General features: G+C 73.2%; 15 protein-coding genes. 9 read left to right on the top strand and 6 right to left on the bottom strand.

Going from position 1 to position 13597, the window contains the following annotated elements; translation table 11 throughout:
* Positions 1-24 precede the first annotated feature (24 nt).
* Entirely contained in the window at positions 25-1764 is a 1740-nt protein-coding gene (locus tag PE066_RS13140) for a phospholipase D family protein (RefSeq protein WP_271232988.1), read from the top strand.
* Positions 1765-1774: 10 nt separating this feature from the next.
* Here the strand turns inward: PE066_RS13140 and PE066_RS13135 are convergent, their stop codons facing one another.
* Positions 1775-3199, bottom strand: coding sequence for an aminotransferase-like domain-containing protein (locus PE066_RS13135; protein ID WP_271232987.1), 1425 nt, complete (start codon positions 3197-3199; stop codon positions 1775-1777).
* A 212-nt stretch (positions 3200-3411) separates the two neighbouring features.
* Here PE066_RS13135 and PE066_RS13130 point away from each other — a divergent pair, with 212 nt between their 5' ends.
* The 5 genes from PE066_RS13130 to PE066_RS13110 are packed head-to-tail and all read left to right on the top strand — an operon-like array spanning position 3412 to position 7714.
* Entirely contained in the window at positions 3412-4317 is a 906-nt protein-coding gene (locus PE066_RS13130; RefSeq protein WP_271232986.1) for a DMT family transporter, read from the top strand.
* Entirely contained in the window at positions 4314-5519 is a 1206-nt protein-coding gene (locus PE066_RS13125) for an aminotransferase-like domain-containing protein (RefSeq protein ID WP_271232985.1), read from the top strand. Before PE066_RS13130 ends, PE066_RS13125 begins: the two co-directional genes overlap by 4 nt.
* On the top strand, positions 5516-6136 hold the full coding sequence (locus tag PE066_RS13120; protein WP_271232984.1) for a glutathione S-transferase family protein: 621 nt from the start codon (positions 5516-5518) through the stop codon (positions 6134-6136). The genes PE066_RS13125 and PE066_RS13120 overlap by 4 nt, the downstream gene beginning before the upstream one ends.
* Before the next feature lie 28 nt (positions 6137-6164).
* Positions 6165-7034 (top strand): PhzF family phenazine biosynthesis protein, encoded by an 870-nt coding sequence (locus tag PE066_RS13115; protein WP_271232983.1) that lies wholly within the window; start codon positions 6165-6167, stop codon positions 7032-7034.
* Positions 7031-7714 carry a VOC family protein gene (locus PE066_RS13110; protein ID WP_271232982.1) on the top strand — a complete coding sequence of 228 codons (684 nt, stop codon included), beginning with the start codon at positions 7031-7033 and terminating at the stop codon, positions 7712-7714. The genes PE066_RS13115 and PE066_RS13110 overlap by 4 nt, the downstream gene beginning before the upstream one ends.
* Before the next feature lie 105 nt (positions 7715-7819).
* Here PE066_RS13110 and PE066_RS13105 read toward each other — a convergent pair whose 3' ends face one another.
* On the bottom strand, positions 7820-8089 hold the full coding sequence (locus PE066_RS13105; protein WP_271232981.1) for a DUF6496 domain-containing protein: 270 nt from the start codon (positions 8087-8089) through the stop codon (positions 7820-7822).
* Between the two features lie 152 nt (positions 8090-8241).
* On the opposite strand from PE066_RS13105, the gene PE066_RS13100 reads away from it, so the two are divergent.
* The 3 genes from PE066_RS13100 to PE066_RS13090 all read left to right on the top strand — a co-directional run bounded on the left by PE066_RS13100 (position 8242) and on the right by PE066_RS13090 (position 9733).
* Entirely contained in the window at positions 8242-8913 is a 672-nt protein-coding gene (locus tag PE066_RS13100) for a histidine phosphatase family protein (protein ID WP_271232980.1), read from the top strand.
* 66 nt (positions 8914-8979) lie between these two features.
* Positions 8980-9354 carry a thioredoxin family protein gene (locus PE066_RS13095; protein ID WP_271232979.1) on the top strand — a complete coding sequence of 125 codons (375 nt, stop codon included), beginning with the start codon at positions 8980-8982 and terminating at the stop codon, positions 9352-9354.
* A gap of 166 nt (positions 9355-9520) precedes the next feature.
* Entirely contained in the window at positions 9521-9733 is a 213-nt protein-coding gene (locus tag PE066_RS13090; protein ID WP_271232978.1) for a KGG domain-containing protein, read from the top strand.
* Between the two features lie 93 nt (positions 9734-9826).
* Here PE066_RS13090 and PE066_RS13085 read toward each other — a convergent pair whose 3' ends face one another.
* From PE066_RS13085 to iaaH, 4 genes are all read right to left on the bottom strand, one after another.
* The gene (locus PE066_RS13085; RefSeq protein WP_271232977.1) at positions 9827-10465 is read right to left on the bottom strand and encodes an MBL fold metallo-hydrolase; all 639 of its coding nucleotides are present in this window, start codon (positions 10463-10465) and stop codon (positions 9827-9829) included.
* An 87-nt stretch (positions 10466-10552) separates the two neighbouring features.
* Entirely contained in the window at positions 10553-11020 is a 468-nt protein-coding gene (locus tag PE066_RS13080) for a CBS domain-containing protein (RefSeq protein WP_271232976.1), read from the bottom strand.
* A gap of 127 nt (positions 11021-11147) precedes the next feature.
* Complete coding sequence (locus tag PE066_RS13075) at positions 11148-11984, bottom strand: creatininase family protein (RefSeq protein ID WP_271232975.1); 837 nt, start codon at positions 11982-11984, stop codon at positions 11148-11150.
* Positions 11985-12024: 40 nt separating this feature from the next.
* Positions 12025-13548 carry an indoleacetamide hydrolase gene (iaaH, locus tag PE066_RS13070; RefSeq protein ID WP_271232974.1) on the bottom strand — a complete coding sequence of 508 codons (1524 nt, stop codon included), beginning with the start codon at positions 13546-13548 and terminating at the stop codon, positions 12025-12027.
* Positions 13549-13597: the final 49 nt, after the last annotated feature.

The raw sequence follows: 13597 nt of genomic DNA, 5'->3' as shown, positions 1-13597 counted from the left end.
GCCGCATCTAAAGTGGCCCGGCATATGGCCAGCAACTCCGGACCCCTGGTGCGCGCCCCGCGCAGGGCGGCGCCGGACTGGCTGCTGCAGCTGTTGACCTGCCTGTTGCTGCTCGGCTGGACCACCGGCTGCGCCAGCCTGCCCAGCCACGTCGAACGCCCGCCCTCGCACGCCTTCACCACCCCCGAGCAGACCGCGCTGGGCCGCCTGGCGCTGGAGCGGCGGACAGCGGCAGGCACGCGCGCCGGCTCCGGCTTCCTGCTGCTGGACAGCGTGGAGACGGCCTTCACCAGCCGCCTGGCGCTGGTCGAGGGCGCCGAGCGCAGCCTGGACCTGCAGTACTACGCCATCCATGCGGACACCAGCACCGCCGTGCTGCTGGAGCGGATCCGCGCGGCGGCACGGCGCGGCGTGCGGGTGCGCATCCTGCTGGACGACTTCAACTCGGTCGGCGAGGACGCCCAGGTGCTGCGGCTGGCCTTCGAGCCGGGCGTCGAGATCCGGCTGTTCAACCCGCTGGTCGGCTCGCGCCGGTCGCTGCTCACCCGCGTGCTCGGCTCCCTGCCGGACGTGCAGCGCATCCAGAAGCGCATGCACAACAAGCTGTTCATCGCCGACAACGCCTGGGGCATCACGGGCGGTCGCAACCTGGGCGACGCCTACTTCGGCGGCGACGGCGAGAGCGCCTTCGTCGACCTGGACGTGATGGCCGCCGGCGCCATCGTCAAGCCGATGTCGGCCAGCTTCGACCGCTTCTGGAACGACCAACTCGCCTATCCGGTACAGGCTCTGCTGTCCCGGAAGGACCTGGACCGGCTGCGCGAGGCGGGCCGGGCCAGCGGCGCGCCTGGGAGCGGCGCCGCTTCCGCGCAGGAGGCCCCGGAGGCAGCGCCCGCGGCCGCGGCGAAGTCAGCCGCGGCAGTCGCCGACGGCCGGCCCTCGACCGTGCTCCCCGACGGGGCACCGGCCGCCAAGGCCTGGGCCCAGCGTCCCGCGATGGACCTGCGGCGGGCGCCGCTGGTCTGGGCGCCGTCCACCCTGCTGGTGGACGAGCCCGGCAAGATCGGCCCCGGCGACGACGAGGCCGGGGCCGGCGACACCGTGGTGGACGGCCTGCTGCAGCTCATGCAGCAGGCCCGCAGCGAGCTGCTGATCATCTCGCCGTACTTCGTGCCCGGGCCACAGATGATGGAGGTGTTCCGGCAGGCCCGGGCCCGCGGCGTCGCCGTCCGCGTGCTGACCAATTCGCTGGCCTCCAACGATGCGCCCGCGGCCCATGCCGGCTACCGCCGCTACCGGCGCGGCCTGCTGCGCATGGGGGTGGAATTGCACGAGATGCGTGCCGACTCGCAGTCGGCCGCGCTGCACGGCGGCCGCAGCCACAGCGGCGCCGGCCTGGGCAGCGCCGCCGGCGGCTCGAAGAGCGGCGCCACCCGCGCCAGCCTGCATTCCAAGGCGGTGGTCATCGACCGGCGGCTGTCGGTCATCGGTTCCATGAACCTGGACCTGCGCTCGCACAAGCAGAACAGCGAAGTGGCCCTGCTGATCCGCAGCCGCAAGCTGGCCGATCTCGCGGCCGGGCTGATCGAGCGATCCTTCGCCGAAGGGACCTACCGGGTCGAACTCGATGGCGAGGGCGGCCTGGCGTGGCGGGCACCGCCCGGCGCCGCGTTCGGGGATGCGACGCAGGAGCCCGAGGCCTCGCTGCGGCTGCGCGGGCTGGTCAATCTGCTGGCGCCGTTCGCGCCGGACGAGATGCTCTGACGCCGAGGCGTCACATCCGCCGCACCAGCTCGGCGTACTTCCGCCAGAACGCGGCGTCCTGCGTGGTCGCGAAGTTGATGCGCATCAGCGTGCTGGGCTTGCGCTCGGCATGGAACAGGGCGCCGGGCGCCAGCAGATAGCCCTCGTCCAGCATGCGCTGGGCCAGCGCGTCGGTATCCACGCCGGTCTCGACCCAGCCGAACAGCCCGGCCGGCTCGGCGGCAAAGCGGCAGCCGGCGTTCAGCGCCAGCTTCACGCTGCGGCTGCGCGCCGCATCCAGCCGGGTGCGGATGCGCTCGGCATGCCGGCGCAACTGGCCCTGCTCGATGCACAGCGCCAGCGCACGCTCCAGCAGGGCCGGCGTGGTCAGCGTCGACAGCAGCTTGGTGTCCAGCAGCCGCTCGATCAGCGCCGGGTTGGCCGCCAGGAAGCCGACGCGCCAGTTGGGCGCCAGGATCTTGGCAAAGCCGCTGACATGGATGGTGCGCTGCAGCCCGTCCAGCGCACACAGCCGGGTGGCGTGCTCGGGTGCGATGTGGCTGTAGGTGTCGTCCTCGACCACATGGAAGTCGTGGCGCTGGGCCAGTTGCAGCAGCCGGTGCGCGCTGCCGGGCGACAGGCAGTAGCCGGTCGGGTTGTGCAGCACGCTGACGCTGACGTACAGCTTGGGCCGGTGCACTTCGCAATAGCGCGCCATGACATCCAAGTCCGGCCCGTCGGCGCGGCGCGGCACCGGCAGCAGCCGCATGCCCAGCGCCGTCAGGCGGGCGAACTCCACGGCCCAGCCCGGCTCTTCGACCATCACCGGGTCGCCCGCGCGCAGCAACGCGCGGCTGACGATGTCCAGCGCGTGGGTCGCGCCGACCGTGGTGATGATGTGGTCCGGGCCGGCGTGCACGTTCATCGCGGCCAGCTTGCGCGACAGCGCCAGCCGCAGCGCGCTGTCGCCCATCGGCTCGCCATACTGCAGCGAGACCGCCTGCAGCGCCCGGGCGCCGGTCACCTTGCGCACCGCCGCCGGCATGAAGGCCGATTCGAGCCATTGCGGCGGAAACGCGCCCATCCCGGGCTGGGGCTTGCCGTCGAAGCCCTGGAACATGCCGCGGATCAGCGCCGTGGCATCGACCGGCGACGGCCGCGGCGCTGCGTCGGTGGCGCCCGCCCGGCTGCCGGCACCCGGCCGCACGGCGGCCGGCTCGCGCCGGGCCAGCTCGCGAACGAAGAAGCCGCGGTTCTTGCGGGCCTCGACCAGCCCTTGCGCCAGCAGCTGGTCGTAGGCGGCCACCACGGTCGAGGGACTCACGCCCTGCTGCTGCGCGCACTGCCGCACCGAGGGCAGGCGCGCGCCCGGCGCCAGCAGCCGGTCGCGGATGCGCTGGGCGAAGCGGCCGGACAGCTGCTCGGTCAGCGATTGCGAGGACGATCGGGTCAGCATCGGCGCTTTCGTGTATTGCCCGGCGGGTCGATACAGAACTGCATCTGAACCGGCCAACTGTATGGATGGTGTACTGGTCGCCAAGCTTACATTGGCCCTCATGCAATCGCAAGCAAGCCCCTCCCGCCGCTGCCGCACCGGAGCGCGCCCATGAGCGCGCCGACCCGCTCCCAGGCGCCCCTACCGGAGCACGCAGTGCAGAGGGTCGTCCAGTGAAGCCGCAGGAGATCCGTGGTCTCTGGCTGGGCTTCATCGGCGTGGCGGTCTTCGCGCTCACGCTGCCCATGACCCGGCTGGCCGTCGGCACGCCCGATGCGCCGCAGATGTCGGGCGTGTTCATCGCGCTCGGCCGCGCGGTGGTCGCAACCGCCCTGTCCGCAGTCTTCCTGCTGGCCAGCCGGGCGCCACTGCCGCAGCGCGGCGACTGGCTGCCGCTGGCCATCACCTCGGCCGGCGTGGTGTTCGGGTTTCCGCTGCTCACGTCGGTGGCCATGCGCTACGTCGAGGCCGTGCATGCCAGCGTGATCGTGGGCGTGCTGCCGCTGGCGACCGCGGCGGTGGGCGCCTGGCTGCACCGTCAGCGGCCCAGCGCCGGCTTCTGGGCCTGCGCCGCGCTGGGCAGCGCGCTGGTGGTCGGCTTCGCGCTGCTGCGCAGCGGAGGCACCGCACTGCACCCGGCCGACCTGCTGCTGCTGGCCGGCATGGCCTGCGCCGCCGTCGGCTACGGCTACGGCGCGCGCCTGTCGCAGCGCATGCGCGCCGAGCACGTGATCTGCTGGGCGCTGGTGATCGCGCTGCCGATCACGCTGCCGGCGGCGCTGCTCACCCGGCCGCAGGCGACGCTGCCGGCCTCGGCCTGGTGGGCGTTCGCCTACGTCGGCGTGTTTTCCATGTGGCTGGGCTTCTTCGCCTGGTACCGCGGCCTGGCGCTGGGCGGCACCGTGCGGGTGAGCCAGGTGCAACTGGTGCAGCCGTTCCTCAGCATGCTGTTCGCCGTGCCCCTGCTCGGCGAGGCGATCGACGCCACCACGCTGGGCTTCGCCCTGGCCGTGATCGCCACCGTCTTCATCGGCCGCAAGATGCCGGTGCAACCCCGCTACGTCCAGGAGCCTGCATGAACCCGAACGACCTGCCCTCCCCCTGGGTGCTGGCGCGGCGCGCCGCCCGCATGAACCCTTCGGTGATCCGCGAGATCCTGAAGGTCACCGAGCGCCCCGGCATCATCAGCTTCGCCGGCGGCCTGCCCGCGCCGGCCACCTTCCCGGTCGCCGAGTTCGCCGCCGCCAGCGCCCAGGTGCTGCAGCAGGACGGCGCGGCCGCGCTGCAGTACGCCGCCAGCGAAGGTTTTCCGGCGCTGCGCGAGCGGGTCGCCGCCCTGCTGCCCTGGCCGGTCGACCCCGACCAGGTGCTGATCACCACCGGCTCCCAGCAGGGCCTGGACCTGGTGGCCAAGGTGCTGCTGGACGCCGGCTCGCGCGTGCTGGTCGAGACGCCGACCTACCTGGGCGCGCTGCAGGCGTTCACGCCGATGGAGCCGCAGGTCGTCGGCGTGCGCAGCGACGACGGCGGCCTGAACCTGGACGACCTGCGCGCCAAGGCGGCAGGCGCCCGCTTCCTGTACCTGCTGCCCAATTTCCAGAACCCGACCGGCCGCACGATGGGCGAAGCGCGCCGGGCGGCGCTGGCCGAGCTCGCCGCCGAACTGCGCCTGCCGATCGTCGAAGACAACCCCTACGGCGACCTCTGGTTCGACCAGCCGCCGCCGCTGCCGCTGTCGGCGCGCCTTCCCGACGGCAGCCTGTACCTCGGCTCCTTCTCCAAGGTGCTGGCGCCCGGGCTGCGCCTGGGCTTCCTGGTGGCGCCGCCGGCGCTGTACCCCAAGCTGCTGCAGGCCAAGCAGGCCGCCGACCTGCACAGCCCCGGCTTCAACCAGCGCATGGCGGCGCGCGTCCTCGAAGGCGACTTCCTCGAGCGGCACCTGCCACGCATCCGCGCCCTCTACCGCTCGCAGCGCGACGCCATGCTGGCCGCGCTGTCGCGCGAGATGCACGGGCTGGACGTGCAGTGGAACAGCCCCGACGGCGGCATGTTCCTGTGGGCGCGCCTGCCGCGCGGCCACTCCGCACTCGAGCTGCTGCCCCGCGCGGTGGACGCCGGCGTGGCCTTCGTCCCGGGCGCCGCCTTCTACGCCGACGCACAGGACGACGCCGCGGCGCAGCGCACCCTGCGGCTGTCGTTCGTCACCGCGACGGCCGCGCAGATCGACACCGGCATCGCGGCACTGGCGCGCGCCATCCGCGCGACGGGACCGCGGCCATGATCCGGCTGTGGGGGCGGCTGTCCTCCATCAACGTGCGCAAGGTGGTCCTCGCGCTGCAGCTGCTGGAGCTGCCGTTCGAGCGCCTGGAGGCCGGCGACGCCTTCGGCGTGGTGCGCACGCCCGGGTACCTGGCGCGCAACCCGAACGCGCTGGTGCCGCTCCTCGACGACGACGGCTACGAGCTCTGGGAATCCAATGTGATCGTGCGTTACCTCGCGGCACGTTACGGCCGCGAGGACCTGTATCCGCACGACCTGCGCGCGCGCTTCGACGCCGAGCGCTGGATGGACTGGCAGCAGACCACCCTCAACCCGGCCGGCCGCGATGCCTTCGTGCAGCTGATCCGGATCGCCCCGGCCGCCCGGAACCAGGCGTTGGCCGATACTTCGGTCGCCGCCACCGAGCCGCTGTGGGACCTGCTCGAGTCGCACCTTGCCGACCGGCGCTTCATGGCGGGTGACCGCCTCACCGTGGCCGACCTGCCCGTCGCCTGCGAGATGCACCGCTGGCGCGGGCTCCCGCTGGCCTGGCGCGAGCGGCCGCGGCTGGACGCCTGGTACGGGCACATGCTGGCGCTGCCGGCCGCCGCGGGCGTGCTCGACCTTCCCCTTTCCTGATCGACTTCTCATTCTCGCCAGCCACGCCATGACTTCCCGTCCCTTCCAGCAAGTCGACGTCTTCACCGCCACGCCCTACCTCGGCAACCCGCTGGCCGTGGTGCTGGACGGCAGCGGCCTGTCCACCGAACAGATGCTGGCCTTCACCCACTGGACCAACCTGTCCGAAGCCACCTTCCTGTTGCCGCCCGAGAACCCGCAGGCCGACTACCGGGTCCGCATCTTCAGCCCGGGGCGCGAACTCCCGTTCGCCGGCCACCCGACGCTGGGCAGCTGCCATGCCTGGCTGGCCGCCGGCGGCCGCCCCCGGGGCGCGCACGTGGTGCAGGAATGCGGCATCGGGCTGGTGCGCATCCAGCGCGACGCGGCCAGCGGCCGGCTCGCGTTCGCCGCGCCGCCGCTGCGCAAGGGCGGACCCTTGCCCGAAGCCGACGTCGAGCTGATCGCGCGCGGGCTGGGGATTGCGCGCGACGACGTCGCCGCCCACGCCTGGTGCGACAACGGCCCCAACTGGCGCGGCGTGCTGCTGCGCAGCGCCGAACAGGTGCTGGCCCTGAAACCCGACGCCGCCGTGCTGGCCGGCCTGGACGTGGGCGTGGTCGGCCCGCGCGGCAAGGTCGGTGTCGCCGGCCCGCACGCCGCCGGCGGCGATTGCGCATTCGAGGTGCGCGCCTTCTTCCCCGGCAACAACGGCATGGTCGAGGACCCGGTCACCGGCAGCCTGAACGCCGCACTGGCCCAGTGGCTGATCGGCGCCGGGCTCGCGCCCGAGCGCTACGTCGCGGCCCAGGGCACCGCGCTGGGCCGCGCCGGCCGGGTCCATGTGGCGCGCGAGGGTGGCGAGACCTGGATCGGCGGCCACGCGGTCACCTGCATCGCCGGCGAGGTGCGCCTGTGAGCGGCGGCGCGCGCATCGACCACCTGGTGGTGGTGGCCGACGCGCTCGAGCAGGGCGCCGCCTGGTGCGAGCGCACCCTGGGGGTGGCGCCGGGCCCCGGCGGCGAGCACCCGCTGATGGGCACGCACAACCGGCTGCTGCGGATCGCCACGGTGGACTTCCCCCAGGCCTACCTCGAGCTCATCGCGCGCAACCCGGCAGCGCCGGCGCCGGCGCGCACGCGCTGGTTCGACATGGACCAGCCGGTCCAGCGGGCGGCGGTGCGCGAGCAGGGCCCGCGGCTGCTGCACTGGGTCGCCCGCGTGCCGGACCTGGATGCGGCGCTGGCCGCCTGGCAGCGGCTGGGCATCGATCGGGGCGAAGCGGTCGCCGCTTCGCGCGAGACGCCGCGCGGGCCGCTGCGCTGGCGCATCAGCCTGCGCCCGGACGGCCAGCGCCTGTTCGATGGCTGCCTGCCCACGCTGATCGAGTGGGGCGGCCCGCATCCGGCCGCCGGCCTGCCCGCGTGCGGCGCCACGCTGCACGGACTGGCGCTGCAGCATCCGCAGGCCGCGCTGCTGCGGACGGCGCTGGCCCTGATCGGCCTGGAGAGCTTCGCCGTCCACGAGGGTCCGCCCAACCTCTGTGCCGCGTTGCACACGCCCCGGGGCCTGGTGCGCTTCGAATCCGCCGGCCTCTGACCGGCCCGGCCGGGCACATCCGGGTGCGCGCCACCTTCCTCGGCACCGCCGCGGCCGGCGACGCCAGCGCCGTCCACGCCGCCTGCTGAGCCGTCGCGGCGCCGGTCACCGGCTCTTGCGGCTGGCGGTCGTCTTCGAACCCGACTTGCTGCCGCCGGACTTGCCCGAGGAGGACTTGGCCGCCGCGGGCTTGTCGGAGCCGGCCTTCTTCTTCGGCACCTTGCCGCCCTCGCTGCGCGCCTCGGACAGGCCGATCGCGATCGCCTGCTTCGGGTTCTTCACCTTGTCGCCGGAGCTGCTGCGCAGCTGGCCATGCTTGAACTCATGCATGGCCTCTTCCACTTTCTCGTTCGCCTTCTTGCCGTAACGGGCCATCGTGTCTCTCCTGCAGGCGGCCGTCCATCACACCGCCGCGCGCCGCGCGCCGGTGCAGGAACGCGGCGGCACATCGCGTAGGCGAGGGCCCGCGTGAGCGCCGTCCCCCACGAGACCGCGCCCCTGCTGCCCGCCGGACCAGAATGCAGGCCATGGGAACCCTGTACCTCGTGCGCCATGGCCAGGCCTCGTTCGGCGCCGACGACTACGACCAGCTCAGCGAGCTCGGCCACCGCCAGAGCGTGCGCCTGGGCGAATACTTCGCGCACCAGGGGCTGCGCTTCGACGGCCTGATCGCCGGCACCCTGCGCCGGCACCGGCAGACGCTGGCCGGCATCCTGCAGGGCATGGACCAGGCCGGCGAGCACCTGTCCTGGGAAGGGCTGAACGAGTACGACAGCGGCGCCGTGATCGCCGCCATCCACCCCGAACCGCTGCCGCGGCCCGATTCGCCGGAGGCCTACCGCCACCACTTCCGGCTGTTGCGCGATGGCCTGGCACAGTGGATGGCCGGCGCGGCGCAACCCCGCGGCATGCCGAGCTGGGCCGAGTTCCTGGCCGGCGTGGCCGGCGCGCTGGACCACGTGCGGGCCAACCACTACGGCCAGCAGGTGCTGATGGTCACCAGCGGCGGGCCGATCGCCACCGCGGTCGGCCACGTGCTGGGCGCGTCGCCGCAGGCCACGATCGAGCTGAACATGCGCCTGCGCAACACCGGGCTGACCGAGTTCGCCTTCACCCCCAAGCGGCACTCGCTGGTCAGCTTCAACTGCCTGCCGCACCTCGATGCGCCCGGCCTGCGCGGCTGGATCACCCATGCCTGAGCCGGGCAGCCCCCGCCGGTACGCCGGCGAGAGCCGGGGAATGCGGCCCTGCCCTAGACTGCCCGCATGAGCACGAGCAGCGCAGGCGATTCAACCGGCTGGCAGGTGATCTGCCTGTGCGCGGCGTGGTGCCGCGTGTGCGGCGAGTGGAGCCGTGAGTTCGAGGCGCTGGCCGCCGCCCATCCGCAGGCCCGTTTCGCCTGGGTCGATGTGGAAGACCAAGCCGATGCCATGGGCGACGTCGAGATCGAGACCTTCCCCACCCTGCTGGTCGCGCGCGGCGCGCAGGCGCGCTTCTTCGGGCCGGTGCAGCCGGCAGCCGCGCAGGTCGCGCGCCTGCTCGACGCCTTGCTGGCGGACGACCGCGCGGCCCCGGCAACGCCACCGGAGGCGGGCGAGCTGCTGCAGCGGCTGCAGGCCGGCGTGCTTCCAAAAGGCTAGCAGCCGATACAGGCGTTGTCGGGATGTAACCCCGCAAGGTCCCTTCCTACAGCGCTCGGCTGAAGGGCCTGACGGGCTTTTCTCTGCTTTGCAAGCCCAATCCGGTCCATGGCAGGCGACGGCCTCCATGCAACTCTTCCCAAGCGTTTTTTCCAGGAGTACCCAGATGGCATCGAACAATCAAGGAAGCGCCGGTGGCAAGTCGAACCGCGGCTTCGCATCGATGGACCCCGACCGCCAGCGCCAGATCGCCAGCGAGGGCGGCAAGGCGGCCCACGAAAAGGGCACGGCCCACGAGTTCACGTCCGAGGAAGCCCGCGAGGCCGGCCGCAAGGGCGGGCAGGCGCGCAGCGCCAACCGCAAGAAGAACGCGCAGTAGGCTGCGCCGACGATGCGCCGCACAGCGGCGCGCGCTTGCAGGGCCACCCCGCGCGGGTGGCTTTTTGTTGCGCGGGCCGCGGCCCCCGCCTTCTCAGGTGCCGCCGACGAAGGGGTTGCTGCGCCGCTCGCGGCCGAAGCTGCTCTCGGGGCCGTGGCCGGGGATGAACACGGTGTCGTCGCCCATCGGCCAGAGCCGCTCGACGATGCTGGCGACCAGCGTGTCGTGGTCGCCGCCTGGAAAGTCGGTGCGCCCGATGCTGCCGGCGAACAGCACGTCGCCGACGAAGGCACGCTGCAGCTCGGGCGAGTGGAACACCACGTGGCCCGGCGTGTGGCCGGGGCAATGGCGCACCTGCAGCGTGTGCGCGCCGAGCGTGACCGTGTCGCCGTCCTCCAGCCAGCGCGCCGGCGCGAACGACTGCGCCGGCGGGAAGCCGAACATGCTGCTTTGCTGCGGCAGCGCGTCGATCCAGAACTGGTCGCCGCGGTGCGGGCCGATGATCGGCAACTGCAGCCGCTGCGCCAGCTCGCCGGCGGCGCCGGCATGGTCGATGTGGGCGTGGGTGAGCCAGATCTGCCGCAGCGACAGGCCGAGCGCCCCGGCCTGCTGCAGCAGCACGTCCAGGTCGCCGCCGGGGTCGATCACGGCGGCTTCCATCGTCTGGTCGTCCCAGACGAACGAGCAGTTCTGGGCGAAGGGCGTGACGGGGACGGTGCGGTAGCGGAGCATGGCCGCAATTGTCCCCTGTGCCCGCGCGCGCGTTGCGCGGCCCGCCTGCGCGCCCGGGCCTGGCGCGCAGGCGGGAAGGGTCGGCGTTCAGCCCTTCTGCTTTTGCTTGCGCGAGCCGGAGCGGTCCGGCTCGGCCGGGGACGAGATGTCCCCGAGCGACAGCCCCACGTCCTCCTCGTCCTCGGGGCTCTTGGCGGCGATGTCGCCGATCGACAGGATGCCCACCAGCCGGTCCTGGGCGTCCACCACCGGCATCCGGCGGATCTGCGCGTTGGACATCTCGATCAGCACCTCGTCGACGTCGTCGTCCTGGCGCGCGGTGCGCACGTGCCCGCTCATCACGTCGGCCAGCTTGCAGGCCTCGGGATCGGCGTCGCGGGCCAGGCCGCGCACCACGATGTCGCGGTCGGTCACCATGCCCAGCAGGCGGTCGCCCTCGCACACCGGCACCACGCCCACGTTCAGCTCGTCCATCACCTTGGCCGCAGCCACCAGCGTGTCCTGCGGGGTCATGCTGCGCGGGTTGCGGGTCATCACGTCTGCCACGGTCGCCATCGTTCGCTCCTGGTTGGTGCCGGCGCCAGCGGCCGGCTTGCGAACCAATCTACGCGGCAGCGCGGCGAAAGCCATCGGCCCCCTCGCAAGCTGCCGTAGGACGCGAACGACGAAGCCGGGCGCAGGCTCAGTCGGGAAAGTGCGGGCGCGCCACCAGCGTGGACAGCGGCACCTGGTCCACCTCCTGCAGCAGCCGCGCGAGCTGGCGCCCGGCCGCCTCCACCACCGCGCGGCCCTTGTCCGCGCTGGCCAGCGCGGCGTTGCCGGCGGCCCCGTGCGGGTTGTAGTCCTGCATCTGCCAGCCCAGCTTGGCCGAGCGGCCGTTGCCCAGCAGCTCGAAGCGCTGCGCCCGCTCCTGCGAGGTGGAGCGGAAGTGCCGCGCCTGCGCCATGTCCACCCACTGCGGCCGCAGCGCCAGCATCATCGAGGTCTCGATGTCGCCGGCGTGGATGCCGAAGCGGTGCTCCTCGGCGCTGAACTGCCCCTCGACCGCCTCGCCCAGCGGCAGCGTGAACCAGTTGCAGCCGAACACCAGCATCTCGCAGCGCTCGCGCAGCTCGCGCGCGACGATGTCCAGCAGGCCGACCTGGCCGCCGTGCGAGTTGAACAGCACCAGCTTGCGCACGCCGGCGCGCGCCACCGACTCGCCGATCTCGGCCCACAGCCGCACGGTGGTGTCGGCCGACAGCGTCAGCGTGCCGGGGAAGCGGATGTGCTCGTTGCTCTTGCCCACCGCCTGGGTCGGCAGGAACAGCACCGGCAAGTCGGCCGGCAGGTGCGGCAGGCTGGCCGCCACCACGCCGTCCACCAGGGTCGCGTCCACGCTCACCGGCAGGTGCGGGCCGTGCTGCTCGATGGCGCCGACCGGCAGCACCGCGATCACGTCGGCGGCCGCGCCGGCGGCCTGCAGGCGCGCGAACTCGCGCGTCGACAGGTCGGACCAGAAGCGGGAAGGCAGGGCCATGGCGCGATGGTAGCGGCTGGGGCCGTGGCGGCCGCCGCCGTCAGGGCAGCGGCTGCGGTGGCGGCAGCCGGCCGAACAACCGCTCCAGCGACAAGCCGATGCCCAGCAGCCGGCGGTCGCTGTTGGCCGGGCCGTCCAGCTCGATCCCGATCGGCAGCCGGCTGGTCTCGCCCAGTCCGATCGGCACCTGCACGCCCGGAACGCCGGCGTTGCTGCCCGGGTCGGTGTTCTGGATCAGCCGCAGGAAATTCGGCAGGCTGCTGGCGTCGGGGTTGGCGTGCAGCGCCGTGACCGGCACCGTCGGGAAGACGAAGGCATCGAGCCGCTGGGCGGCGAAGGTTTCCGCATAGAGCCGCATCAGCGCCGGCCGGTGGGTCTGCAGGGCGGCCTGGTACGCCGGCGCCGCATCGACCACGCCGCCGGCCGGCGCCGGCAGCTTGCGCGGCAGCACCAGCCCTTCGTAGGTGGCCTTCACGTCGGGGCTGACGATGCCGGCGACCAGTTGCCCGATCGGGACGCCCGTGCCCGACTGCGCGAGGTAGGCCGCCATGTCGTCGTTGGCTTCGTACACCGCCAGCGGGAAGCTGACCGCCGCATTGAGCTGCGCCAGTTGCGGCAGCGGCACGTCGACCAGCGTCACGCCGGCCGCGCGCAGCCGCCCGAGCGCGGCCTCCCAGGCGCCCCAGGTGTCGGCATCCAGGTTGGCCTGCATGGAGGAAACGAGGCCCAGCCGGACCGTGTCCAGTGGCACCGGCTGCGCGGCTGGCGCGCCGGTCAGCACACGGTCCAGCAGCTCGACGTCGCCCATGGCCACCGCCATCGGCCCGGCCGTGTCGCGCGTGTGCGAGATCGGCGCGATGCCCGCCTGCGGGTAGCGGCCGACGGTCGGTCGCAGCGACGCACAGCCGTTGAAGGCGCAGGGAATGCGCACCGAGCCGCCGGTATCGGTGCCCAGCCCGGCCGGGGCCATGCGCGCGCCCAGCGCGGCGGCGGTGCCGGACGAGGAGCCGCCCGCCACCCGCGACGGGTCGTAGGCATTGCGCACGCCGACCCCGTTGCCGGGCGCGATGTACGCCGGGTTGTAGCCGGTCACGCCGAACGCCAGTTCGTGCATGTGGGTCTTGCCCAGCACGATCGCGCCGGCCTCGCGCAGCCGCGCCACCACCGGGGCGTCGGCGGCCGGCACGAACCGGCGCAGCGCCGGGGTGCCGGCGGTCGAGGGCAGGCCGGCCACGTGGATGTTGTCCTTCACGACGACCGGCACCCCTTCCAGCGGCCGGCACGGCGCGCCCGCCGCCCGGCGCTGGTCGGCCGCCCGCGCCGCCGCCAGCGCACCGTTGGCGTCCAGCGTGATGAACGCGTTCAGCTCCGGCCGCGCCTGCACCCGCGCCAGGTAGGCCCGGATCAGCGCCTCGCTGCCGAGCTGGCCGGCGCAGATGCGCGCCGCCGCGTCGGTGGCGGTGAGGACGTCGATGTCCGGTGCCGGCGCGCTGGCCCGCGGCGGCGCGGTGCAGGCGGCCAGCACGAGGGCGGCGAGGGGGACGGCGGTGCGCAAAGGACTCATGGCGGTCTCCTTGGTGAAGCCCTGGCCGCGGGTCCGTCCGCCACGCGCG

The sequence above is a fragment of the Ramlibacter tataouinensis genome, assembly GCF_027941915.1.
Lineage (GTDB): Bacteria > Pseudomonadota > Gammaproteobacteria > Burkholderiales > Burkholderiaceae_C > Ramlibacter > Ramlibacter tataouinensis_C.
The sequence above is the reverse complement of the archived record's forward strand: the minus strand, read 5'-3'. Positions and strand labels throughout refer to the sequence as shown.

Bases quoted from the DNA above. Each gene is read 5' to 3' on its own strand.
- PE066_RS13140 (WP_271232988.1), top strand. From the start codon at position 25: ATGGCCAGCAACTCCGGACCCCTGGTGCGCGCCCCGCGCAGGGCGGCG.
- PE066_RS13135 (WP_271232987.1), bottom strand. From the start codon at position 3,199: ATGCTGACCCGATCGTCCTCGCAATCGCTGACCGAGCAGCTGTCCGGC.
- PE066_RS13125 (WP_271232985.1), top strand. From the start codon at position 4,314: ATGAACCCGAACGACCTGCCCTCCCCCTGGGTGCTGGCGCGGCGCGCC.
- PE066_RS13120 (WP_271232984.1), top strand. From the start codon at position 5,516: ATGATCCGGCTGTGGGGGCGGCTGTCCTCCATCAACGTGCGCAAGGTG.
- PE066_RS13115 (WP_271232983.1), top strand. From the start codon at position 6,165: ATGACTTCCCGTCCCTTCCAGCAAGTCGACGTCTTCACCGCCACGCCC.
- PE066_RS13105 (WP_271232981.1), bottom strand. From the start codon at position 8,089: ATGGCCCGTTACGGCAAGAAGGCGAACGAGAAAGTGGAAGAGGCCATG.
- PE066_RS13100 (WP_271232980.1), top strand. From the start codon at position 8,242: ATGGGAACCCTGTACCTCGTGCGCCATGGCCAGGCCTCGTTCGGCGCC.
- PE066_RS13095 (WP_271232979.1), top strand. From the start codon at position 8,980: ATGAGCACGAGCAGCGCAGGCGATTCAACCGGCTGGCAGGTGATCTGC.
- PE066_RS13090 (WP_271232978.1), top strand. From the start codon at position 9,521: ATGGCATCGAACAATCAAGGAAGCGCCGGTGGCAAGTCGAACCGCGGC.
- PE066_RS13085 (WP_271232977.1), bottom strand. From the start codon at position 10,465: ATGCTCCGCTACCGCACCGTCCCCGTCACGCCCTTCGCCCAGAACTGC.
- PE066_RS13080 (WP_271232976.1), bottom strand. From the start codon at position 11,020: ATGGCGACCGTGGCAGACGTGATGACCCGCAACCCGCGCAGCATGACC.
- PE066_RS13075 (WP_271232975.1), bottom strand. From the start codon at position 11,984: ATGGCCCTGCCTTCCCGCTTCTGGTCCGACCTGTCGACGCGCGAGTTC.
- iaaH (WP_271232974.1), bottom strand. From the start codon at position 13,548: ATGAGTCCTTTGCGCACCGCCGTCCCCCTCGCCGCCCTCGTGCTGGCC.